This is a genomic window from Pseudomonas sivasensis (genome assembly GCF_013778505.1).
Lineage (GTDB): Bacteria > Pseudomonadota > Gammaproteobacteria > Pseudomonadales > Pseudomonadaceae > Aquipseudomonas > Aquipseudomonas sivasensis.
The window spans coordinates 40,352-61,411 of record NZ_JAAOWU010000016.1; the positions used below are offsets into that span (position 1 = coordinate 40,352).

The following is a 21,060-nucleotide window of genomic DNA, read 5'->3' on the forward strand; positions in this document are numbered from 1 at the left end:
ATGTTCGACAGAATCCTGGCTTTATTCGTGCTGGCACTGGTATTAGGCGTGCCCCTGGGACTGATCTTCCTGGTCACCGGGCAGTTCCTGATGGACTTTGTGTTTTTCTACCCGCTGTTCATGTCGGCGCTGTGGATCTCCGGCGGCTTGTACTTCTGGCTGCACTGGGAGCGCCACTGGCCCTGGGAAGAAGACACCCCGGCGCCGACCCTGGCCGGCAACCCGCTGATCTCGATCATCATCCCTTGCTACAACGAGGGTGATAACGCCGCCGACACCATTCATGCGGCCCTCGGTCAGATGTACCCGAACATCGAAGTGATCGCGGTCAACGACGGTTCCAAAGACAACACCGCCGCAGTGCTCGACGCCCTGGCGCTGGAGCATCCACGCCTGCGGGTGCTGCACCTGGCGCAGAACCAGGGCAAGGCCGTGGCCTTGCGCATGGGTGCCGTGGCGGCGCGCAGTGAATACCTGGTGTGCATCGACGGTGATGCATTGCTCGATAAAAACGCGGCGGCTTATATGGTCGCGCCGATGCTCGACAACCCGCGCCTGGGTGCCGTGACCGGCAACCCTCGTATCCGCACACGCTCGACCTTGATCGGCCGCGTGCAGGTGGGCGAGTTCTCGTCGATCATTGGCTTGATCAAGCGCACGCAACGAGTGTTTGGTCGGATCTTCACCGTGTCGGGTGTGGTGGTGGCGTTTCGTAAAAAGGCGCTGGACCGCATCGACTACTGGTCCACCGACATGATCACCGAGGACATCGACGTCAGTTGGAAGCTGCAACTCGACCACTGGAGCATCTTCTACGAGCCCCGCGCGCTGTGCTGGATTCTGATGCCCGAAACCGTCGGCGGCCTGTGGAAACAACGGCTGCGCTGGGCCCAGGGTGGCGCCGAAGTACTGTTCAAAAACATCCGTGGCATCTGGCAATGGCGTCACCGCTACCTGTGGCCGCTGTTGTTCGAATACTGCCTGTCCACCGGTTGGGCGTTCACCTTCATGCTGTCGGTCATCTTTTGGGGCGTGGGCAAATTCACGCCGCTGCCCCAGGCGATCGCGGTGGACTCACTGATGCCGCCCGCGTTTACCGGCCTGGTGTTGGCGATGGTATGCCTGCTGCAATTTGCCGTGAGCATCCTGATCGACCGCCGCTACGAGAAAGACCTGTGGAAAACCCTGTTCTGGACCGTGTGGTACCCGATGGTGTTCTGGCTGGTCAGTCTGTTCACCACCCTGGTGAGTTTCCCCAAGGTGCTGTTCAACCAGCACCAGAAGCGCGCGCGCTGGGTCAGCCCGGACCGTGGCATCAAACCTGTTGAAGAGGAGGCGTGATCATGAAACTGGTCAGAACTCGCCAAAGTACCGTCATGTGGATCATCGACGTGGTGTTGACCCTGATGGCCTGGGCCGGATTGGTTTGGCTGCTGGCGCGAGGGATTACCTCGATGCTGGATACCCACGGCGGCCCGCGCATTGACGCACCGATTTTTGCGGCGCTCAACACCTTGCAGATCTACCTCTGGATCGCATTGTTCAACGCCGTGATCCTGGTCAGTTGGGCACGCTACCAGCAGCGCAAAGGGCGCAAGTTCGCCCAGCGTCGCGCCCAGGCCAAGGCCCTCAGCGACAAGAGCCTGAGCGAAAGCTTCAGCCTGGCAGAAGGCGACCTGGAGCAACTGCGCCGGCCAGGCGTGCTGGTGATTCATAACGACGAAGAGGGCGGCGTGTCGGAAGTGAAATCCCATGTCTCTCGTGACGTGGAGAAACCTGGATTGACCTTGGTACCTGGCGCTGTCCAGAACAAAGACGCCAGCTAGTGCGCTAAACAACGCCTAAAGGCCGACCCATAACTCTGAAGTGAACGGACTTGCCCCGCGCTGGGCTGCGAAGCCGCCCCAAAACCTGCCACCGCCGTTTTACTGAGTAAACGCGCCGGTCTTAATGGGGCTGCTTCGCAGCCCGGCGCGGGGCAAGCCCGCTCACCACAGAGTCGTGTGGCAGCCTTTAATATTTGCGTCTATATCCATGCCCCGGTAGTGGTGGGTCAGTTACAGATTTATTAGCTGACGCTCCCTCATCGGCGGCTGTTTCATCCTGCCAATAGTGATTATTGCGATCCAGTTCCCAGGCCCACCCCGCGAACTTTTCTGCATTTCCCATTACTAATTTACTGCGCAATAACTTGGCGGCCAACTAGTGGCAGCTTCTAAGTTCTCCGACGAATCGATATCAAAACAGCTGCCGCCTGTCGGATTAATAGATTCGGTCTCAGGTCGCCAAACTTTTTGATAATTATTTATTGTTATCAATTAATGTGTTGGGGCTTCAAGTAGCGCGAATGTCCAACTAGCTCGGATTCTTTGGTTGGTCAAAGTTTGATGTTAGTTTCCCTGCCCTTGAAATAGGGGTCAGACCACGGTTACATTAATAGTGGTCTGATCCCTGTGGTTTTCCCATTGCCCTGCTAGTTGACAGGGAACCACGAATTTATCAAATAAATCAGGAAGTCACGGTGATGATCCAATGGCCTCGCTTGCTTAGATTCAAACAGGATGATGTCCTTGATATACCCGAGGGCTCCCGTTCACTCATTGATGAGGGTGTCTACAGCATTTCAGACACTCAATACTGTCTGGCCGATGTGATTAATGAGAACGGACAGGACACGCTGAGGGTGCTCTCGTTTTACTGGGCTGCCAGTCAGGGTGCGTTTCGGCGAGCCTGTTTCAGAGAAGTTGAAAGTGATGATATGGCTCTCGGTTATCCACCAGAAGTGCTAATACCTGAGCGGGCAGGGGCGACCTATAGTCAAATAAAACAAGCATTGACGGCGATGGGTGACGTCATGGAGCATGCTTCTTATCGAATAATGTCTGATGGCGCCTTTATTCATAAAAGCTTGGAGAGCGCCTCAGTGGTGTATCATTTTCGGTCGCTAGACTCGCTGGATGATGAGTTGCCTTATGCAATTGTATGGAAGTGTCGTCGTACTTAGCGTCTCTGCATAAAGTTGAAAGGAGACAGCGTATTTACATAGCAAGGAGTGGCCATGAGAAAAAATGAACCCTGGTGGGTAGCCGTTTATCTGCCTTGCGCCTCGGCGTTAGCGCTAGTGTCTATGTGTGCATTTTTTCAGATAGCGGGTTATTGGCTGAGTGGTGGTGAGGATATTATTAGCCTCTTGGAGGCGCATGTATTTTTCTATCTGCAAATGGCCGTGGCTGGATTTGCTTTAGGTTTCGTGCTTTGGTTTTTTAATGTCCGTTAGTGTTCCTGTAATAGAAGAGACCTCTTGGTTAGGGTGTAACTCTGATCGGTGAGCTATTAAGTGAAACTGCTTTTTTAATTTAAACTAGTGTGTCGCTATAACGTGCAGGACGACTGGCCTCGACAACCCGGATAATCGGCGCGCTGAGTTATTTTCTCTCTTCAAGGATGATCAATGAATCCCCGTATTCCGACACCACTGGCGCGCACGTTGAGTATCGGCTGTCGAGTCGCGCAGGGGTTGTGCCTGCTGGTAATGGCCGTCAGTGCCACTGCGTTCATGCTGGTCTGGGTCTACTTCGATAGGCGTGCGTCAATGTTGGGCTCGGCGGCGGCCGGTGTTTTGTGGTGCGCCATCGGGCTGTTGTTCGCGTTTGTGTTTGAGCAGCCTCGCACGCCGCGGGCAACGCTGCGATTTATGGTCAGTCGGATTGCTGGGGTGGTGGTGCTCGCAGCAGCGGCCGCCTATTTGGTCGGCACGCTTTGGATTGAGCCTGAGCGCGCATTGCTGGACGCTAATACCATCATGATCCAGCCCGGCAATCTGGCCCAGGTGCTCAGCCTCGCGGACCGTTTTGATGGCGGTAAATCCTGTGGCTGACAATCAACAAACAAGGACATTTCAGATGCTGTACAGAGCTTTTATCCTCCTTTGCCTGACGGCGCTCGCGGGCTGCCAGGGCCTGCCTTACCGGGGTGCGGAAGATCAGGCGCGGATCCGTGCCGACCTGGCGCTGGAGGCGACGCCCGCTGAGTTCACAAGGTTGCGCTGGGCTTATACCAACTACGGCGTTCAGGAGGGCGGCCAGACAAAGGATGCAATCGCCGTGGTGCAACCTGGGCTGGTGACGCTGGTGGGGTATGAGAGTGGGCGTTATGTTCGCCAGGCCAGTTTTCCCGCTGCCGTTGTGGACTGTGCCTACATCTTCGAAAGCCAGACCAGTGATCGGCCGATCTGGCTGTTGCAGAAAGACCGCATCGTGTTTCTTACCGTCAGCGACTTTCGTGGCAACGGCGATGTGCTCAAGCGCACGCAACTGGTCAAGGCGCTGGCCGCCAGCGGTTTCAGCCTGCACAGTGATGCTCAGGGACCTGCCTACCGACCGACGGGGAAGTCGGAACGCCTGTTGGTGCTCAACTCAATCGTCGGCAAGCATATGGAAGAGGTCGCTGAGAACCGGGCCTACAACGTGTGTCGTGGGCAATGATGGGATGGGCGGCACCACGGCCGCCTGATTTAACTCAGGCCGGGTTGGCATTGAGCCTGGACTGATCGCATCCAACCGATCAAAGCCGTTGCGCAGCAGAATCGCCAGCAGATGGGCGGTTCACTCAATCGTCGCCAAACCCGGTGGCCATTTGGACGACGGCCGGACGATAAGCCCCCGCCCAGTGGAATCCCGCTCCCCGCAAACACCGCCGCATTGTGATCGACTACACAACTTTCCGACACAATCCTGAACCTTTTCGTACATTTGAAGGTCTTTACCGCGCCCACCCGCACGCGGTCGGGCTGCATGGACTGCAGCGTTTTCAAAAACATTAAGGATTGATGTGAGCCTTTTTCCCCCTATTCCCTTCTTCGCCACTGCCTTGTGCGGTGCGAATGGCTGCGCGCGCGTATTACGCAAACGTGCCGAGGGCATGCCTCTGGATCCGTTGATCCCTCACTCGATACACCTACTGCCGCCGGGCCTGTTGGCGGCTTTGACCTGTAGTTCATGGAGTTTGAAATGAAGCGTAAGCAGTTCCAGAAAAGTCTGTTGGCAATCATGGTCGGCGCCATCAGCACGCAAGTGCTCGCGGTGGAAGTGGACCTTGGCGCGGGCAAGACCCAGTTTGTCAGCGAGACCTACAACGAGTCGCTGATCCTCACCGGGCAAACCACCCAAGTGACCACACCGACCAGTGCGCCCCCAGCCGGGCTGGGTGTCGCCGATACCCATATCCAGGGTTCGTTGATCAACCGCGCTGACATCACGCTGAATGCCGACGGCTACACCGTGCGGGGCTTTGCTCTGGACCCGATGTACTGGACTGGCCCGCCCAACCTCAACCCGGGCTCTGTCACCGGTGACGTGGTGCAGGCCGGTAACATCCTGATGAACAACGGTGGCGACGAAGGCCTGGAAATCGGCAAGACCAACATTGGCGGCAGCGTGATCAACTCCGGCACGATCATTTCGACGGCACCGTCGGCGCCTGCACCGCCGCCGTTCTATATCGGTGGGGGCGAGGGCATTTACCTGCACGGCACCACCATCGGCGGCGATGTGTCCAACACTGGTCTGATCGACATGGCCGGCGAAGGCGCGATCGGTATCGTGCTGGATCGCGACAACTTCACCCCCACCACCATCGGCGGCAAGATCCTCAACTCCGGCACTATCAAGGCCACGGGTGAAGGCGCTTGGGGCATCGAAGTGGAAACGGATACCAGCCCGCTGCGTATCGAAAACAGCGGTTTGATTTCTGCCAACGGCAATGACGCCAAAGGCATATTTTTTTATAACGGCACCATCGATTACATCCTCAACACCGGCACGCTTGAGGCCAAGGGCACCAATGCCAATGCCTTTGAGTTCCTGGAGGCCACCTTCGCCCAGAACAGCGCGAGTGGTTCGCGCGGCATCGTCAACCGTGGCACGGTCATCGCCGATGGCACGGCGATTCTGGTCGGCCCCGATCAAACGTCATCGTTCGAGATCAACCAGCAAGCCGGCGAAATCCGCAGCAACGCCGGCACGGCCATCGATGCGCGCAACCTGGCAACCCTGAACTGGACCGGTGGCGACATCATTGGCGATGTACTCAACCTGAGCGCGGTGAATATCGACGGCCAGGCTGGGTTTACCGGCAACCGCATCATCGCACCGGTGTCGGTCAACTCAGGGTCGCTGAACCTGTCGGCGCCCGGCACCGCCATCACCGGCAACCTCAACGTCGCCAGCGGCGCGGGCATCGATATGCATCTGTCCGACAGCGTCGTGCCGACCACGCCGTACCTGACCGTCAACGGTGCCGCCAATTTCGCCCAGGCGTCGAAGCTGACTGTGAGCGCTAACCCTGGCGACTTCGCCAGCACCAACGACGGCACGCAATACACCCTGTTGCAAGCCACCAGCGTGCAAGACAACGGCCTGTCCGTGGGCAGCTCTTCTGCGTTGCTGAATGTGCTCAGCTACTCGTCCGATGCGCAGACGGTCAAGGCCGTGGTAGCGGTCAAGGCTGACCAGCAAGTTGAGACAGACCTCTCCGGCGTGGGCGCGAGCCGTGCGTCGGCAACGGCGGTCAATACCTTCAAGAACGGTGTCCTGAGCCGTCTCAGCGCAGACGATGCAGTCTTCCAGGCGCTGGCCAACGCCGGCACCGCCGACCAACTGGCTCGGGTTGGTGACCAGCTCGCGCCGGACGTCAACCGTGGCGCGTTGGACATCGCCTTGTCCGGGCAGACCGTGGTCAACGGCGCGATCTTCAACCGCCTCACCGAGCAGCGTGAAGCCAAAAAAGCCGGCGGTGTGTGGGTGCAGGGCCTAAGCAGCAACATGGATCAGGACGGTCGCGGCGGCAACAACGGCTACTCGGCCAACAGCAGCGGCATGGCGGTGGGTGTGGACAGTCGTGTGAGCGACACCACGACCCTGGGCGTGGCTTACAGCTACCTCAATTCGAATATCCATTCGGACCTGGGCAACAAGACCGACGTCGAGGGGCACGCACTGTCGCTGTATGGCAACTGGTCGCTGCAAGACTGGTTTGTCGATGGCAGCCTCAGCTACGGCCACAACGAAAACGACAGCAAGCGCCATATCGCCGGTACCACGGCCAAGGGCAGCTACGACAGCAATGTGTTGTCGGCCAGTGTGATCGGTGGCTACAGCTTCAAGCCGTCGCAAGCGGTGGTGATCGAGCCACGGGTGGCTGCGCGTTATTCCAACGTGCGCATGGATGGCTACGACGAGAAAGGCTCCTCGGCCGCACTGAGCACGCGTTCGCAGCGTTATGAAGTGGGTGAGTTGGGCGCCGGTGTGCGTCTGGCGGGCAACCTCCCGATGGGCGCTGGTAGCCTGCAACCGGAAGCGACCTTGATGGCCTATCACGACCTGATGGGTGATCGCGTGGCGCAAACCTCCAGCTTCGTGGCTGGTGGTTCAGCGTTTACCGTGACCGGTGCGTCGGTAGCGCGTGACAGCTATGAGGCCAGTGTTGGCGTTAACTATCAGGTGTCGGACTTCAGCGTGGGCGCCAGCTATACGCGCCAGGCGCGCAGTGGTTTTGATGCTGACGGCGTAATGCTCAAAGCACGCTACGCGTTCTAAGCAACCGCCTGGCCGTAATACTGATTTGTGGTGAGGCTGTTCACCACAGATCAGCCCTGCTTGGGTTGTGATCAGAGCAACTTGCGCTGCACCGGTTAGCAGGTTGCAACACCGATCTGTGGTGAGCGGGCTTGCCCCGCGCTGGGCTGCGAAGCGGCCCCACGGCCAGACAATGCGTTCTGTCTGAAAGGGTGCGGTGTTTGTACCAGGGGCTGCTTCGCAGCCCAGCGCGGGGCAAGCCCGCTCACCACAAAAAAGCCCCAGCTCACCAGAAAAAAGCTTCTGTTCATCACATAACAAGTCCCACTGGGCCTGTTTCAGTGGGGTGAGGTCAGAGCAACTTGCGCTGCACCGGTTAGCAGCCTGCAACACCGATCTGTGGTGAGCGGGCTTGCCCCGCGCTGGGCTGCGCAGCGGCCCCACGGCCAGACAATGCGTTCTGTCTGAAAGGACGCAGTGTTTGTACCAGGGGCTGCTTCGCAGCCCAGCGCGGGGCAAGCCCGCTCACCACAAAAATGCCCCAGCTCACTACAAAAAAGCCCCTGATCACCACAAAAAAGCTTCTGTTCATCACATAACAAGTCCCACTGGGCCTGCTTCAGTGGGGTGAGGTCAGAGCAACTTGCGCTGCACCGCTTCATCCAGCGTACTGCGCGTCAGCGCTTCCACGACTTCGCGCGTGTCGGCCTGGAATGGGATGCCTACGATCAGCACCAGATGCATCCAGGTGCGCACCGATTCGCTCTTTTTGACCCGACCCAGTTCCTTGCCATCCTTGTCTTTGAACACCGTCTCCAAGGTGAAAATATTCTTCGCCGTGGACGGAATGATGAAGAACGTAAAGCCAGTGATGAACGCCGACACCGGGCTGTACTCTTCGTTGTTATGCAGTGTGGCATCCACGTAGATATCCGAGTCGACCTTGTCGGTGCTCACCCGCGTAAAACGGTTGGACTCGCGAAAGGAATCGGCCACGGCCTTTTCCCACAGCACCACCGGGGCGCCGACCGCAGCGTTGCCCGGGCCGCCGTTGACGTGGTTTTGCGCTGTGGTGTGTACGTACGCCGTGGGTTTTTGCGCCGGGGTGTTAGCGGTTGGCGGCCAGGGTTGCACGGCTGGCAGTTCGTGCTGTGAATACGACACGCAACCGGTCAACAACACGGCGGCCAGTACCAGGCTGTGTTTCATCAATCCTTTCATGCTTCGCTCCTTGAAATTATGGCTTGGCCAAGTTGGCAGTGGCGGTATCGAGCAGTTGCCCGACCAGTTTGGTCAGCTGTTGGCCGCCCATCGAAGGTGCCCAATATTGGCCGCTGTAAAGCCCGACGTTATGTTCGAATTTGATCGAATCCTTGGCCTTGGCCAGCTCTTTACCGTTGCGGTCGACGATCACCAGGTCGCCGGCCACCTCGAAGCTGTCGACGTAGATCGGGCCGTTGACCCAGATCCAGATGGTCAGCGTCAGCAGCGCGCCGGGTACGTACGCCGGGTGCGGGCTGCGATGGCCTTTGAGAGAAGTCATGTTGAATTTGAGCGTTACGTCTTGCTCTCCCAGGCGTACCGGATACTCGGTGACCTGCTTGAAGTAACCCGCAGTGCGCACGTACTGACTGATCTGGGCCGTCAGGGAACTGCTGATGGCAGCCTTGTTGGCCTCGTTAACGTCGGCAGCACTCACCGCCACATCAGCGATTTGCGCGCTGCGTGGACTGCTGACAGCTACCGGGTGGAGCGGGGCGGCGATAGGGCCGGTGACGGTGTAGGAAACGCAGCCGGTCATCGACAGCGTCGCGATCAGGGCCGTAGCCCGAAGGAAAACTTTAAACACGCAATATCCCTATTAATAAACAAACACAAAACAGTGTCTCGACAGGATGTTACACAACTTGAGGAATGTGCGGCGGCGCACGCAGGCGACCAAAAGCACTTGAGAAGCCCTCTCAACCCCGTAAAATGCCGCGATTGTTTAAAGCACGATACTTTTCAGGGAAGAAGTCATACATGCGCGTGTTCGCCATTTTCATTGCTGCCTGCCTGATGGCGGGCTGCGCCTCCAAGCCGGAGTACTACATCTCCCCGGCGCCGGTTACCATTCCCAAGAACGCCACTTACTGGCTCGACACGTTTGATGTTGAGGTCGTGGGCAAGAACGAGCGTTTTTTGCCGGATGACAAGGTTCGCCAACAACTCGGCGTCGATCTGGTCGACCGTCTGCTCAGCGCCAAGCGTTATGCGCCGAGCAAAGAAAAGGCCGATTACCTGCTGGATGTCAGCATTGTCTATACGCGCCATATCCCGGACTCAAAAGGCGGCCTCTCGACGTTGATCGTTGATGACAACACCATTCTGGCCGCTGTCGATTTCAGCTATCAGGTCAAGGTCAAGAAGGGCGCTGGCGAGGTGCTGCATTTTGCCAAGACGCGTAACAACCTTGTGCCTGCTGGCGTAATGGGCGAGGCGCAAAAATGGAGAACCATGGGCGGCATTATCACCAACTCCGGTAACTCCAGCGTCGAGCGTTTTTATACCGGCGTTTTGAGTCGCGACATCGTCGATGACCTGCGCGCCATTCCTTCTCGCTAACGCTGTCTACCCCCCGATTTATCACCCCAGGAGCACTACGTGAAAGCACTCTCCAAAATCCTGCTGTCAGGCCTCACCGCCGCAGCGCTGCTGACCGTGGCCGGTTGCGCCACCGAAAGCAACCGAGCCCTGCCGGTAGAGCAAGTCGCCAGTGCAAACGTCGCCTATTCCGGCGTGCGCGTGCCGATTGCTGTAGGTAAGTTCGACAACCGCTCCAGCTACATGCGCGGCATCTTCTCCGATGGCGTCGACCGCCTCGGCGGTCAGGCCAAGACCATCCTTATCACTCACCTGCAGCAAACCAATCGCTTCAGCGTGCTGGACCGCGACAACATGGGCGAAATCTCCCAGGAAGCTGCGATCAAAGGCACCGCGCAGAAGCTCAAGGGCGCTGACTATGTTGTAACGGGCGACGTGACCGAGTTCGGTCGTAAAGAAACCGGCGACCGCCAGTTGTTCGGCATCCTCGGCCGTGGCAAGACCCAAGTGGCTTACGCCAAAGTCGCGTTGAATATCGTCAACATCAACACGTCCGAAGTGGTGTATTCCACCCAGGGCGCCGGTGAATACGCGCTGTCCAACCGTGAAGTGGTCGGCTTCGGCGGCACCGCCAGCTACGACTCCACCCTCAATGGCAAGGTTCTGGACCTGGCCATGCGCGAAGCGATCAACCGCCTTGTCGACGGCATCAACGCCGGCGCCTGGAACCCGCGCAACTGATCAGCAACACCTCAAGGAGCAGTACACGGATGAGCAAGGCAGTGAAGTTGGCGCTGATGCTGACAGCAATCGCGGCGGTCGCCGGGTGCCACACGGCGCCCCAACCCCTGTATCAATGGGAAAGCTACCAGCCGCAGGTTTACGAGTACTTCAAGGGCGAGCCCAAGGAGGCGCAGGTCGAGGCACTGGAGCGCGATCTGCAAAAGATCAACGCCAGTGGTCGCAAGGCACCGCCGGGTTACCACGCGCACCTGGGCATGCTGTACCTGAGCATGGGCAAGGATGACCAGATGGTGCAGGAGTTCCGCACCGAGAAGGCACTGTTCCCCGAGTCCGCTGCTTACATGGACTTTCTGCTGAAAAACGCCAAGACCGGAGTGGCCACCAAATGAGCCTGTTGAAACTCACTGGCGCCCTGCTGGCCTTGGCTTTGCTCGGCGGTTGCGCGACGCCAAAGACCGTGGATTACACGGCGTATAAACAGGCTCGGCCGAAATCGATCCTGGTGCTGCCACCGATCAACGAATCGCCGGAAGTGCAGGCTTCGTACAGCTTGGTCTCGCAAGTGACCTACCCGCTGGCCGAAGCTGGTTACTACGTGTTGCCGATCGCTTTGGTGGACGAAACCTTCCGCCAGAACGGCCTGACCACCGCCAACGATATCCAAGGCCTGGCGCCGACCAAGCTGCATGACATCTTCGGCGCGGACGCGGCGCTGTACATCACCGTCAGCGAGTACGGCACCAAGTACATGCTGATCACCAGCGACACTGCCGTGACCGCCTCGGCCAAACTGGTGGACCTGCGCACCGGCACCACCCTGTGGACCGGCACCGCACGTGCGTCCAGCGAGGAAGGCAACAACAACGGCGGCGGCCTGGTGGGCATGTTGATTACGGCAGCGGTCAAGCAGGTGATCAACAGCTCCACCGATGCGGCGCACCCGATTGCCGGCATCACCAGTGCGCGATTGCTGTCGCCGGGTCAACGCGCCGGGATCCTGTACGGCCCGCGTAACCCGAAGTACGGCACGGACTGACCTCGATTCTGAACGCGCCTCAGATCAATGTGGGAGGGGGCTTGCCTCCGATGGCTTAGTGTCAATCACTGCATCGGGTGACTGACCCATCCCCATCGGGGGCAAGCCCCCTCCCACACTTGAACTGCAGTGTTTTCTGAATCAGGTTTAACCCGAACCACCCGCACCTTGCGTCTGACCTTGTGAACGGATTATTCACTCACGAGGCTCAGCCCATGTCCTACCCTCTGCTCTTCCTGCGTCCTGCTGCCCAAGGCTTTGCGGTTACCGTGCTGGTAGCGCTGGCCGGGTGTGGGCTGTCGTCTTCGCCTGAGCTGGCCCAACCGGCGGCCCCCGTCGCCGAGCTGCAAAGCGCGCCGGTCCAAGGCGCGTTGGTCAAACGCATGGCAATGCCCGCCCCAATGCGCATGCAGGAATCAGCAGCGATGGACTATCGCAGCGAACCCCGCGAGCAATACGCCAACCTGCCGGACAACCCGGTGCACCGCGTGGCCGAAACGCCGGTGTCCACCTTCAGCGTCGATGTCGACACGGGCAGCTACGCCAACGTACGACGCTTCCTCAACCAAGGCAGCCTGCCGCCCGAAGGCGCTGTGCGATTGGAGGAAATGGTCAACTACTTCCCCTACAGCTACGCACTCCCCACCGACGGCTCACCGTTTGGCGTGACCACCGAAGTTGCCGCCACCCCATGGAACCCGCGCACCCAACTGCTGCGCATCGGCATCAAGGCGTCCGACCGTGCCGTGGTGGAGCTCGCACCGGCCAACCTGGTGTTTCTGGTGGACGTGTCCGGCTCCATGGATCGCCGCGAAGGGTTGCCGCTGGTGCAAAGCACCCTGAAGTTGCTGGTGGACCAGTTGCGTGATCAGGACCGAGTTTCATTGGTGGTGTATGCCGGTGAATCCCGCGTGGTGCTCAAGCCAACATCGGGGCGCGACAAGGCCAAGATCCGCAATGCCATTGATCAACTCACCGCCGGCGGTTCCACGGCAGGCGCATCCGGCATCGAACTGGCCTACCAGATGGCCCGCGAAGGCTTTATCGACAAGGGCATCAACCGCATCCTGCTGGCCACTGACGGTGACTTCAACGTGGGCATCAGCGACTTCGACAGCCTCAAGCAGATGGCCGCCGAGCAGCGAAAAAGCGGTGTCTCACTGACCACCCTCGGCTTCGGAGTGGATAACTACAACGAACACCTGATGGAGCAACTGGCCGATGCGGGCGACGGCAACTACGCCTACATCGACACCCTGCGCGAAGCCCGCAAGGTGCTGGTGGACCAACTCAGTTCAACCCTGGCAGTGGTTGCGCGGGATGTGAAATTGCAGGTGGAATTCAACCCGGCCCAAGTCAGCGAATATCGCCTGCTGGGTTATGAAAACCGCGCCTTGAAGCGTGAGGATTTCAACAACGATAAGGTAGACGCCGGCGAGATCGGCGCAGGACATACCGTGACAGCGCTGTACGAAATTGTGCCGAAGGGCGAGAAGGGCTGGTTGGAGCCTTTGCGTTATGCCAGCGCGCCTGCGGCGGAAGGTAAGTCCAATGAACTCGCGATGGTGCGCGTGCGCTACAAGCCTGCGGCGGGCGGTGATAGCCGCTTGATCGAACGGCCCATCAGCAACGAAACCACTAAGGCCAGCGACGACCTGCGTTTCACGGCGGCGGTGGCCGCCTTCGCCCAACAGCTCAAGGGCGATGGCCGCTACACTGGCAACATGAGCTTGAAGGACACCGCCGCACTCGCCCGCTCGGCGCGAGGCGATGACCCGTTCGGCCTGAGAAATGAATTCGTGCAACTGGTGGAATTGGCCCAAAGCCTAAAACCCTGATCTTAACCACGACACGGATCAAATGTGGGAGGGGGCTTGCCCCCGATGGCGGTAGATCAATCAGTACATTTTTGACTGACCCACAGCTATCGGGGGCAAGCCCCTCCCACACTTGAACAGCGTTAACTTTACAAAAGGAGTTTGCCCCCTACATGGCTGTTCCCGATGATCCACCCAGCGACGAATCCCTGCTGGCCCGCTACCGCACCGGCGAGGCCGCCGCGTTCGAAGTCTTGTACGCGCGCCACCGCCAGGGCCTCTACCGCTTCCTCGTGTCCCTGAGCAACAAGGCCGAGCTGGCCGAGGAAATCTACCAGGAGACCTGGCTCAGCCTGATCCGCAGCAGCACCCAGCCACAAGGTCGGGCGAGCTTTCGTACATGGCTGTTCCAGATCGCCCGCAACCGCCTGATCGATTACTGGCGCAAGCACGGCATCCATAACCCGTTGCACGACAGCTACGACGAGCAACTGCACGCCCAGCCCGACGACAGCGCCGGTCCTGAGCAACAGCTAAGCCTGAGCCGCGACCAAGCGCGCCTCGACGCCGCCCTGCAAGCCTTGCCCGAAGACCAGCGCGAAGTCTTCCTGCTACGCCTGCACGGCGATTTGGACGTGCCGCAAATCGCCGCGCTCACCCACGCGCCGCTGGAAACCGTAAAAAGCCGCTTGCGCTACGCCCAGCAGAAATTGCGTCGTCTGCTGGCCGAGGAGGTACCTGTATGACTGACTCCCGACACACCCCTGACGACGAGCTGCTCCAGCACCTTCGTCAACACAGCCCCGGCGAACCGCCCGCGTCCCTCGACGCCTTCATCCTCAACACCGCCCGCCGCGAAGCCCCGGCGCCGCAACCGAGCTTGTGGCAACGCTGGCTGCACGCCTGCCAACGCCCGCGCTGGCAAATGGCATTCGCCACCGTGGCCGGCTTGGCGCTGATGATCGGCGTGGTCATGCGCTCACCGGTGCCGCAAGCCGAGATATCCACAGCGACCTTCTCCGCCTTGCACGAAGAAGCCGCCCGCCCTACGCCGCAAGCGTTGTCCGCCCCTGCACCGATGGCTCGCATCGCCGCCGCGCCCAAGGTTGAAAGTGCACCGGTTCAGGCTGAGATCGCCGGAGCGCTGGCAGATCAGTCCGCGGCAAAGCTGAGCAAGCGCGCGCCGCTCGCGCTGCCGTCATTGGAGGAGGAGTTGCAGGCGATTGTGCGCTTGCGTGAAGCGGGTGAAAGCAAAGCCGCGGATGAAAAACTGCTGGCGCTGCACGCGCGCTTCCCCGAGGAAAACCTGCCAGCGCGGCTGGAGGCGTTGCACAAGCATTGACCCACAAAAAAGCCCCAGGTCTTTCGACCTGGGGCTTTTTATCTGTATCTGGTGCACCCGGCGGGATTCGAACCCACGACCCCTGCCTTCGGAGGGCAGTACTCTATCCAGCTGAGCTACGGATGCTTGTGCGGGCGACATCATACCCATGTCGTCCTTGGGCGTCCATGCTGGTGTTTGGCGCTAGACCGGTAGGAAAAGGCCCTAAGTCGGGGGCCGTTGGTCAAGGTGGGGGAACGCGGTGGGAGCGCGCTGATCTGAAAGTTCTGGCTAATGCGCCATTTTCGTTCTTTTTTTCGAACAGACTATTGCCCTGTACCCCCATTGATCCTAGGATTCGTTTGAGATTTCAAACGCTCTGTCTCCCGTGCGCATTCATCTTTCTCGCGTGCAGGGGCTGATTTCCCTGACGGCAGCCCACAAGGCGCCTTTCAACAACTCTAATTCGCTCCGCGTGCGCGCGGTGCTGTTAAGGAAAGCCGACATGCAGCTTAAAGATACCCAGTTGTTCCGCCAGCAAGCCTTTATCGATGGCGCTTGGGTCGATGCGGACAATGGTCAAACCATCAAGGTCAACAACCCTGCCACGGGCGAGATTCTCGGTACCGTGCCAAAGATGGGCGCCGCGGAAACCCGCCGTGCCATCGAAGCCGCCGACAAGGCCCTGCCGGCCTGGCGTGCGCTGACCGCCAAGGAGCGCGCCAACAAGCTGCGCCGTTGGTTCGAACTGCTGATTGAAAACCAGGACGACCTCGGTCGCCTGATGACTCTCGAACAAGGTAAGCCGCTGGCCGAAGCCAAGGGCGAAATCGTCTACGCCGCGTCCTTTATTGAGTGGTTCGCCGAAGAAGCCAAGCGCATCTATGGCGACGTGATCCCCGGCCACCAGCCCGACAAGCGCCTGATCGTGATCAAGCAGCCAATCGGCGTGACCGCAGCTATCACTCCTTGGAACTTCCCTGCCGCGATGATCACCCGTAAAGCCGGCCCGGCCCTGGCCGCCGGTTGCACCATGGTGATCAAGCCTGCGTCGCAAACCCCGTTCTCGGCCCTGGCTCTGGTTGAGCTGGCCCACCGTGCCGGTATCCCGAAAGGTGTGTTGAGCGTGGTCACCGGCAGCGCTGGTGACATCGGCGGCGAGCTGACCAGCAACCCGATCGTGCGTAAATTGTCCTTCACCGGCTCGACCGAAATCGGTCGTCAACTGATGGCTGAATGCGCCAAGGACATCAAGAAAGTCTCCCTGGAACTGGGCGGCAACGCGCCGTTTATCGTGTTCGACGACGCGGACCTGGATAAGGCCGTCGAAGGCGCGATCATCTCCAAGTACCGCAACAACGGTCAGACCTGCGTCTGCGCCAACCGCTTGTACATCCAGGACTCGGTCTACGACGCGTTCGCCGAAAAACTGAAAGTGGCGGTGGCCAAATTGAAGATCGGCAACGGTCTGGAAGACGGCACCACCACCGGCCCGCTGATCGACGAAAAAGCCGTGGCCAAGGTTCAGGAGCACATCGCGGATGCCCTGAGCAAAGGCGCCAAGTTGTTGGCCGGTGGCAAGGTGATGGAAGGCAACTTCTTCGAGCCGACCATCCTGGTCGACGTGCCGAAAAACGCCGCTGTCGCCAAGGAAGAAACCTTCGGCCCGCTGGCGCCGCTGTTCCGTTTCAAGGACGAAGCCGAAGTGATCGCGATGTCCAACGACACCGAGTTCGGCCTGGCTTCCTACTTCTACGCCCGCGACCTGGGCCGTGTGTTCCGCGTGGCTGAAGCCCTGGAATACGGCATGGTCGGCGTCAACACCGGGTTGATCTCCAACGAAGTGGCGCCGTTCGGCGGCATCAAGGCCTCGGGCCTGGGCCGTGAAGGCTCCAAGTACGGGATCGAGGATTACCTGGAAATCAAATACCTCTGCCTGGGCATCTAGGCCCAGGTTTGGCATTGCAGTAAACGCAAAGGGCACGAGAGCGCTGACCCTTTGCGTGTTTCACACCGTTATTCGTAGTGGCCGGGAAAGCTGTGGCAGTCGATCATCGCATGCTGCCGTAGTTGCTTCCCCGCCACGTATTCCTTGGACCACGCCACCCGATGAGTGGCGAATGAGGACTTTATGAGCAAGACCAACGCATCCCTGATGAAACGCCGCGAAGCCGCTGTACCACGCGGTGTTGGCCAGATTCACCCGATCTTCGCTGAGTCGGCGAAGAACGCCACCGTGACCGACGTTGAAGGTCGCGAGTTCATCGACTTCGCCGGCGGTATCGCCGTGCTGAACACCGGCCACGTGCACCCGAAAATCATCGCCGCCGTGACCGAGCAACTGAACAAGTTGACCCACACCTGCTTCCAGGTACTGGCTTACGAGCCGTACGTAGAAGTGTGCGAAAAGATCAACGCCAAGGTGCCAGGTGATTTCGTCAAGAAAACCCTACTGGTCACCACCGGTTCCGAAGCCGTTGAAAACGCCGTGAAAATCGCCCGTGCCGCCACGGGCCGTGCTGGCGTGATCGCTTTCACCGGTGCTTACCACGGCCGTACCATGATGACCCTGGGCCTCACCGGCAAAGTCGTGCCTTACTCGGCCGGCATGGGCCTGATGCCAGGCGGCGTGTTCCGCGCGCTGTACCCGAACGAGCTGCACGGTGTGAGCGACGACGATTCCATCGCCAGCATCGAACGCATCTTCAAGAACGATGCCGAGCCGCGTGACATCGCAGCCATCATCATTGAGCCGGTGCAGGGCGAAGGCGGTTTCTACGTCGCGCCTAAATCGTTCATGAAGCGCCTGCGCGAGCTGTGCGACAAGCACGGCATCCTGCTGATCGCTGACGAAGTGCAAACCGGTGCCGGCCGTACCGGTACCTTCTTTGCCATGGAACAGATGGGCGTTGCCGCCGACCTGACCACCTTCGCCAAATCCATCGCTGGCGGCTTCCCGCTGGCCGGTGTGTGCGGCAAGGCTGAATACATGGACGCCATCGCTCCAGGCGGCCTGGGCGGCACCTACGCCGGTAGCCCGATCGCGTGCGCCGCTGCGCTGGCGGTGATGGAAGTGTTCGAAGAAGAGCACCTGCTGGACCGCTGCAAAGCAGTGGGCGAGCGTCTGGTGACCGGTCTGAAAGCTATCCAGGCCAAGTACCCGGTGATCGGTGAAGTGCGTGCCCTGGGCGCAATGATCGCGGTCGAGCTGTTCGAAGACGGCGACAGCCACAAGCCAAACGCAGCGGCCGTTGCCTCTGTAGTAGCCAAGGCGCGCGACAAGGGTCTGATCCTGCTGTCCTGCGGCACTTACGGCAACGTGTTGCGCGTCCTGGTCCCGCTGACCTCGCCGGACGAGCAGTTGGACAAAGGCTTGGCGATCATCGAAGAGTGCTTCTCGGAGCTGTAAGCGCAAGCTGACCTCTGCGACAGAAAAAACCCGCTTCGGCGGGGTTTTTTGTGCCCGTTGCCGCGTATTCAGGCCTTGTTCATTGTACGTATGGGCTTGCGTTGTCTAAGGTTGCAGCATTGCCGATGGAGCGTGCTGGATGACTGCTGTTGATTTACCGGCTGTACCCCGCGTGTTGATTGCCGAGGCGGATCCCTGGTCGCGGGATCTGCTCAAGCAAGTGCTGTTGAATGTGCGTTGCGACGCGCGGCTGGATGTGTGTGCCGATGGGCAGCACGCGGCTACGTTGCTGCGCGAAAAGGGCTACGACCTGATCCTGGCGGATTGGGAGCTACCGGGCATCGACGGCCTGAGCCTGCTGCGCAATGTCCGCCAGCAACGCCGCTCGCCCGCGTTACCGTTTATTTTGCTGAGCAGTCGCAATGACAGCGCCAGCGTGCGTGAAGCCTTGCCCCTGGCGCCCACGGCGTACCTCACCAAACCCCTGAACATGGAAAGCCTGACCCAGCGCCTGCAGGATCTGCTGCTTAATGAAGGCGAAAACGTGTACTGCGAAATTCCGCCGCTGGCGCCCGGCATGACGTTGCCCGTGTTCCTGGAGCGTCGTCGCGAAGCGTCTGATGGCGCGCCGTTGCGGGTCGATGTGAAAGCTGCCGTACAAGCCAGCCTCGGGCCTGATGGCCTGGACCTCAAACGCCTGGAAGACCTCGTGCGCATGGACCCGCAGATCACCGCCGTGCTGGTCGCTGCCGCCAACAGCGCCGGCCATCACGGCAAGCCGGTGCAGACGCTACCGTCGGCCTTGCATAAGCTCGGCGCTGGGCAAAGCATGAACCTGATCCTCGGCCTGGCTCTCAAGCACAATGTGGTGCTGGGCGAGCCGGGCTTGGAGGCCTACGCCGAGCGTCATTGGCAGGTGTCCCAGGACACCGCCGACTTTGCCGGTCGCCTGGCGCGCATGTTGGAGCTGGATCACGAGCGCTGCTACGCCGCCGGCATTCTGCATCGGCTGGGTGATTTGGCATTGCTGCGCTGCCTGGAAGACTGGCGCCAGGGCGGTGGGGCGTTGGATGACGAAGCAATTGGTGAGTCCCTTTACACCTTCGGCGCCGCCTTTGGTTCGGCGTTGCGGGCGCGCTGGCGCTTGCCGCTGGAGTTGCGCCAGCTGATCGCCGCGATTTATTCACTGGAGGGCGGGGTGTATGCCCGGGATGCGCTGGTGGTGAACCTGGCGGCGCAGATGGCACGACTGACCGAACATGAAGGTCTGGAAGAGCTGGCCGTGAGCAAAACCGCGCGCTTGCTCAAGATCGGTTTGTCTGAGCTGACGCGGGTGCGCAAGGCCTAGAGGGTGATGACATTCAAGCCCCTCCCACAGGTCATCTCTGCTGTTGCATAGAGTAGGGGATGAGCCTAACCCGCAATTACGCGGTTCTTGCCCTGGCGCTTCGCCTCATACATGGCGGCATCGGCCCGGGCGAACAGGCTGTCCAGAGTCGAGTCTTCTTCAGTGAGGCTGGCCAGGCCCTGGCTGATGGTCACGCCGAACGCTTGGCCTTCGTAGCTGAAACTCAGCTCTTGGATTTCCTTGCCCAGGCGCTCAGCCACTTGCAAGGCCATCTCCGGCGCGCAACCCGGCAGTACGGCCGCAAATTCTTCGCCGCCAATGCGCCCGAACAGATCACCACGGCGTAATACGCCACGACCACTCTCGGCGATACGCCGCAGCACCTGGTCGCCTTCCAGGTGGCCATAGGTGTCGTTGACGTCCTTGAAATCATCAATGTCCAGCAACAGGAAGGCCAGTTGCGCGCCTTGGGCACAGGCGGTGTCGAAGGCCTGGTTGGCGCATTCGAAGAAGTGTCGGCGGTTGCTGCTCTGAGTCAGAACGTCGGTGGTGGCGAGACGGTGCAGCTCCAGTTCCAGCTGCTTCTTGTCAGTGATGTCTTCGGCCATACCCACGACGATCAGCGGCTCGCCGGGCTCAGCCTGCTGGTTGATGTAGCACTTGTCGCTCAGCCAGCGGATCTGACCGTCGGCGGTGATAATGCGGTATTCGCGATCTTCCACGGCGCCCTGTTCCAGCACGCGGGCCAGGCTGTGTTCGGCGTAGTCGAGGTCTTCGGGGTGAATGCTGTTGCGCCATTCCCGATGATCGGCCAGTAACAGGCCGGTCGAACGGCCGAATATCCGCTCGTAGGCCGGGCTCACGTAGAGCACGCGGCGGGTCTCCCAATCGATGGCCCAGAGCACGGCATTCACACTGACCAGCAGTGAGCTCAGCAATTGCTCGCGCTCGCTCAACCGCTCGACTTCGCCCTGGGCATGCACCAGTGCCAGCAGGGTCGCTGCCGCAGCCGGACGCGGGGGGTCAGCGGTAGCGATGTCGGTAGGAAAGGGCATTTCGTGAACCATCGGCACAACTCTCTCTGGGCGCGCCGCAGGATTTAGCAGCGGTCACAACAAGGGGCCACCATGATGGCGAAGTGTTCATTGAGAGAGGGTAAATGCGATGAAGTTCCGTGAACGGTGCCGATTGGCGGTGCCCGGAAAATGACGCCAAAAAGAGGATGCGT

At 59.8% G+C, this 21,060-nt stretch carries 20 protein-coding genes and 1 tRNA gene; 17 read left to right on the forward strand and 4 right to left on the reverse strand.

The features are described 5' to 3' along the window. The 7 genes from pgaC to G9Q84_RS22545 all read left to right on the forward strand — a co-directional run bounded on the left by pgaC (window position 1) and on the right by G9Q84_RS22545 (window position 7,595). Entirely contained in the window at window positions 1-1,341 is a 1,341-nt protein-coding gene (gene pgaC, locus G9Q84_RS22515; protein WP_032884842.1) for a poly-beta-1,6-N-acetyl-D-glucosamine synthase, read from the forward strand. A gap of 2 nt (window positions 1,342-1,343) precedes the next feature. Continuing rightward, the gene (gene pgaD / locus G9Q84_RS22520) at window positions 1,344-1,826 is read left to right on the forward strand and encodes a poly-beta-1,6-N-acetyl-D-glucosamine biosynthesis protein PgaD (protein ID WP_032884843.1); all 483 of its coding nucleotides are present in this window, start codon (window positions 1,344-1,346) and stop codon (window positions 1,824-1,826) included. A gap of 698 nt (window positions 1,827-2,524) precedes the next feature. Then, window positions 2,525-3,004 (forward strand): hypothetical protein, encoded by a 480-nt coding sequence (locus G9Q84_RS22525; RefSeq protein ID WP_032884845.1) that lies wholly within the window; start codon window positions 2,525-2,527, stop codon window positions 3,002-3,004. A gap of 54 nt (window positions 3,005-3,058) precedes the next feature. Then, the gene (locus G9Q84_RS22530; RefSeq protein ID WP_032884847.1) at window positions 3,059-3,277 is read left to right on the forward strand and encodes a hypothetical protein; all 219 of its coding nucleotides are present in this window, start codon (window positions 3,059-3,061) and stop codon (window positions 3,275-3,277) included. A 174-nt stretch (window positions 3,278-3,451) separates the two neighbouring features. Beyond that, window positions 3,452-3,877 (forward strand): hypothetical protein, encoded by a 426-nt coding sequence (locus tag G9Q84_RS22535; protein WP_122753750.1) that lies wholly within the window; start codon window positions 3,452-3,454, stop codon window positions 3,875-3,877. Window positions 3,878-3,902: 25 nt separating this feature from the next. After that, window positions 3,903-4,484 (forward strand): hypothetical protein, encoded by a 582-nt coding sequence (locus G9Q84_RS22540; protein ID WP_095186323.1) that lies wholly within the window; start codon window positions 3,903-3,905, stop codon window positions 4,482-4,484. Between the two features lie 525 nt (window positions 4,485-5,009). Further along, window positions 5,010-7,595 (forward strand): autotransporter family protein, encoded by a 2,586-nt coding sequence (locus G9Q84_RS22545; RefSeq protein WP_181644122.1) that lies wholly within the window; start codon window positions 5,010-5,012, stop codon window positions 7,593-7,595. Window positions 7,596-8,207: 612 nt separating this feature from the next. Here the strand turns inward: G9Q84_RS22545 and G9Q84_RS22550 are convergent. Together G9Q84_RS22550 and G9Q84_RS22555 are read right to left on the reverse strand one after the other, a co-directional pair. After that, a complete protein-coding gene (locus tag G9Q84_RS22550) occupies window positions 8,208-8,795 on the reverse strand; it encodes a lipoprotein (RefSeq protein WP_032884850.1) in 588 nt (195 codons plus the stop codon). A 16-nt stretch (window positions 8,796-8,811) separates the two neighbouring features. Beyond that, entirely contained in the window at window positions 8,812-9,423 is a 612-nt protein-coding gene (locus tag G9Q84_RS22555; protein ID WP_095186321.1) for a hypothetical protein, read from the reverse strand. 173 nt (window positions 9,424-9,596) lie between these two features. Here G9Q84_RS22555 and G9Q84_RS22560 point away from each other — a divergent pair, with 173 nt between their 5' ends. The 7 genes from G9Q84_RS22560 to G9Q84_RS22590 all read left to right on the forward strand — a co-directional run bounded on the left by G9Q84_RS22560 (window position 9,597) and on the right by G9Q84_RS22590 (window position 15,096). Beyond that, window positions 9,597-10,178, forward strand: a complete 582-nt coding sequence (locus tag G9Q84_RS22560) for a hypothetical protein (RefSeq protein ID WP_032884853.1) — start codon at window positions 9,597-9,599, stop codon at window positions 10,176-10,178. Window positions 10,179-10,217: 39 nt separating this feature from the next. Continuing rightward, complete coding sequence (locus G9Q84_RS22565; protein ID WP_032884854.1) at window positions 10,218-10,898, forward strand: CsgG/HfaB family protein; 681 nt, start codon at window positions 10,218-10,220, stop codon at window positions 10,896-10,898. A gap of 29 nt (window positions 10,899-10,927) precedes the next feature. Next, a complete protein-coding gene (locus G9Q84_RS22570; protein WP_032884856.1) occupies window positions 10,928-11,290 on the forward strand; it encodes a DUF4810 domain-containing protein in 363 nt (120 codons plus the stop codon). After that, complete coding sequence (locus G9Q84_RS22575; protein ID WP_032884857.1) at window positions 11,287-11,937, forward strand: DUF799 domain-containing protein; 651 nt, start codon at window positions 11,287-11,289, stop codon at window positions 11,935-11,937. Before G9Q84_RS22570 ends, G9Q84_RS22575 begins: the two co-directional genes overlap by 4 nt. 215 nt (window positions 11,938-12,152) lie before the next feature. Further along, window positions 12,153-13,775 (forward strand): vWA domain-containing protein, encoded by a 1,623-nt coding sequence (locus G9Q84_RS22580; protein WP_181644123.1) that lies wholly within the window; start codon window positions 12,153-12,155, stop codon window positions 13,773-13,775. A gap of 152 nt (window positions 13,776-13,927) precedes the next feature. Beyond that, the gene (locus tag G9Q84_RS22585; RefSeq protein WP_032884859.1) at window positions 13,928-14,500 is read left to right on the forward strand and encodes an RNA polymerase sigma factor; all 573 of its coding nucleotides are present in this window, start codon (window positions 13,928-13,930) and stop codon (window positions 14,498-14,500) included. Beyond that, window positions 14,497-15,096 carry a hypothetical protein gene (locus tag G9Q84_RS22590; RefSeq protein ID WP_181644124.1) on the forward strand — a complete coding sequence of 200 codons (600 nt, stop codon included), beginning with the start codon at window positions 14,497-14,499 and terminating at the stop codon, window positions 15,094-15,096. Before G9Q84_RS22585 ends, G9Q84_RS22590 begins: the two co-directional genes overlap by 4 nt. A gap of 49 nt (window positions 15,097-15,145) precedes the next feature. Here G9Q84_RS22590 and G9Q84_RS22595 read toward each other — a convergent pair. Continuing rightward, window positions 15,146-15,222, reverse strand: a tRNA-Arg gene (locus tag G9Q84_RS22595). 358 nt (window positions 15,223-15,580) lie between these two features. On the opposite strand from G9Q84_RS22595, the gene gabD reads away from it, so the two are divergent. The 3 genes from gabD to G9Q84_RS22610 all read left to right on the forward strand — a co-directional run bounded on the left by gabD (window position 15,581) and on the right by G9Q84_RS22610 (window position 19,832). Continuing rightward, window positions 15,581-17,023, forward strand: a complete 1,443-nt coding sequence (gene gabD, locus G9Q84_RS22600; RefSeq protein ID WP_095186318.1) for an NADP-dependent succinate-semialdehyde dehydrogenase — start codon at window positions 15,581-15,583, stop codon at window positions 17,021-17,023. Between the two features lie 183 nt (window positions 17,024-17,206). Next, window positions 17,207-18,484 carry a 4-aminobutyrate--2-oxoglutarate transaminase gene (gene gabT, locus G9Q84_RS22605; protein ID WP_032884867.1) on the forward strand — a complete coding sequence of 426 codons (1,278 nt, stop codon included), beginning with the start codon at window positions 17,207-17,209 and terminating at the stop codon, window positions 18,482-18,484. Between the two features lie 139 nt (window positions 18,485-18,623). Continuing rightward, on the forward strand, window positions 18,624-19,832 hold the full coding sequence (locus tag G9Q84_RS22610; protein WP_181644125.1) for an HDOD domain-containing protein: 1,209 nt from the start codon (window positions 18,624-18,626) through the stop codon (window positions 19,830-19,832). Window positions 19,833-19,897: 65 nt separating this feature from the next. Here the strand turns inward: G9Q84_RS22610 and G9Q84_RS22615 are convergent, their stop codons facing one another. After that, window positions 19,898-20,899, reverse strand: coding sequence for a sensor domain-containing diguanylate cyclase (locus G9Q84_RS22615; protein WP_032884871.1), 1,002 nt, complete (start codon window positions 20,897-20,899; stop codon window positions 19,898-19,900). Between the last annotated feature and the right edge of the window lie 161 nt (window positions 20,900-21,060).

Coding starts and splice junctions, on each gene's coding strand:
- pgaC (WP_032884842.1), top strand. CDS start 1: ATGTTCGACAGAATCCTGGCTTTATTCGTGCTGGCACTGGTATTAGGC.
- pgaD (WP_032884843.1), top strand. CDS start 1,344: ATGAAACTGGTCAGAACTCGCCAAAGTACCGTCATGTGGATCATCGAC.
- G9Q84_RS22525 (WP_032884845.1), top strand. CDS start 2,525: ATGATCCAATGGCCTCGCTTGCTTAGATTCAAACAGGATGATGTCCTT.
- G9Q84_RS22530 (WP_032884847.1), top strand. CDS start 3,059: ATGAGAAAAAATGAACCCTGGTGGGTAGCCGTTTATCTGCCTTGCGCC.
- G9Q84_RS22535 (WP_122753750.1), top strand. CDS start 3,452: ATGAATCCCCGTATTCCGACACCACTGGCGCGCACGTTGAGTATCGGC.
- G9Q84_RS22540 (WP_095186323.1), top strand. CDS start 3,903: ATGCTGTACAGAGCTTTTATCCTCCTTTGCCTGACGGCGCTCGCGGGC.
- G9Q84_RS22545 (WP_181644122.1), top strand. CDS start 5,010: ATGAAGCGTAAGCAGTTCCAGAAAAGTCTGTTGGCAATCATGGTCGGC.
- G9Q84_RS22550 (WP_032884850.1), bottom strand. CDS start 8,795: ATGAAAGGATTGATGAAACACAGCCTGGTACTGGCCGCCGTGTTGTTG.
- G9Q84_RS22560 (WP_032884853.1), top strand. CDS start 9,597: ATGCGCGTGTTCGCCATTTTCATTGCTGCCTGCCTGATGGCGGGCTGC.
- G9Q84_RS22570 (WP_032884856.1), top strand. CDS start 10,928: ATGAGCAAGGCAGTGAAGTTGGCGCTGATGCTGACAGCAATCGCGGCG.
- G9Q84_RS22575 (WP_032884857.1), top strand. CDS start 11,287: ATGAGCCTGTTGAAACTCACTGGCGCCCTGCTGGCCTTGGCTTTGCTC.
- G9Q84_RS22580 (WP_181644123.1), top strand. CDS start 12,153: ATGTCCTACCCTCTGCTCTTCCTGCGTCCTGCTGCCCAAGGCTTTGCG.
- G9Q84_RS22585 (WP_032884859.1), top strand. CDS start 13,928: ATGGCTGTTCCCGATGATCCACCCAGCGACGAATCCCTGCTGGCCCGC.
- G9Q84_RS22590 (WP_181644124.1), top strand. CDS start 14,497: ATGACTGACTCCCGACACACCCCTGACGACGAGCTGCTCCAGCACCTT.
- gabD (WP_095186318.1), top strand. CDS start 15,581: ATGCAGCTTAAAGATACCCAGTTGTTCCGCCAGCAAGCCTTTATCGAT.
- gabT (WP_032884867.1), top strand. CDS start 17,207: ATGAGCAAGACCAACGCATCCCTGATGAAACGCCGCGAAGCCGCTGTA.
- G9Q84_RS22610 (WP_181644125.1), top strand. CDS start 18,624: ATGACTGCTGTTGATTTACCGGCTGTACCCCGCGTGTTGATTGCCGAG.
- G9Q84_RS22615 (WP_032884871.1), bottom strand. CDS start 20,899: ATGGTTCACGAAATGCCCTTTCCTACCGACATCGCTACCGCTGACCCC.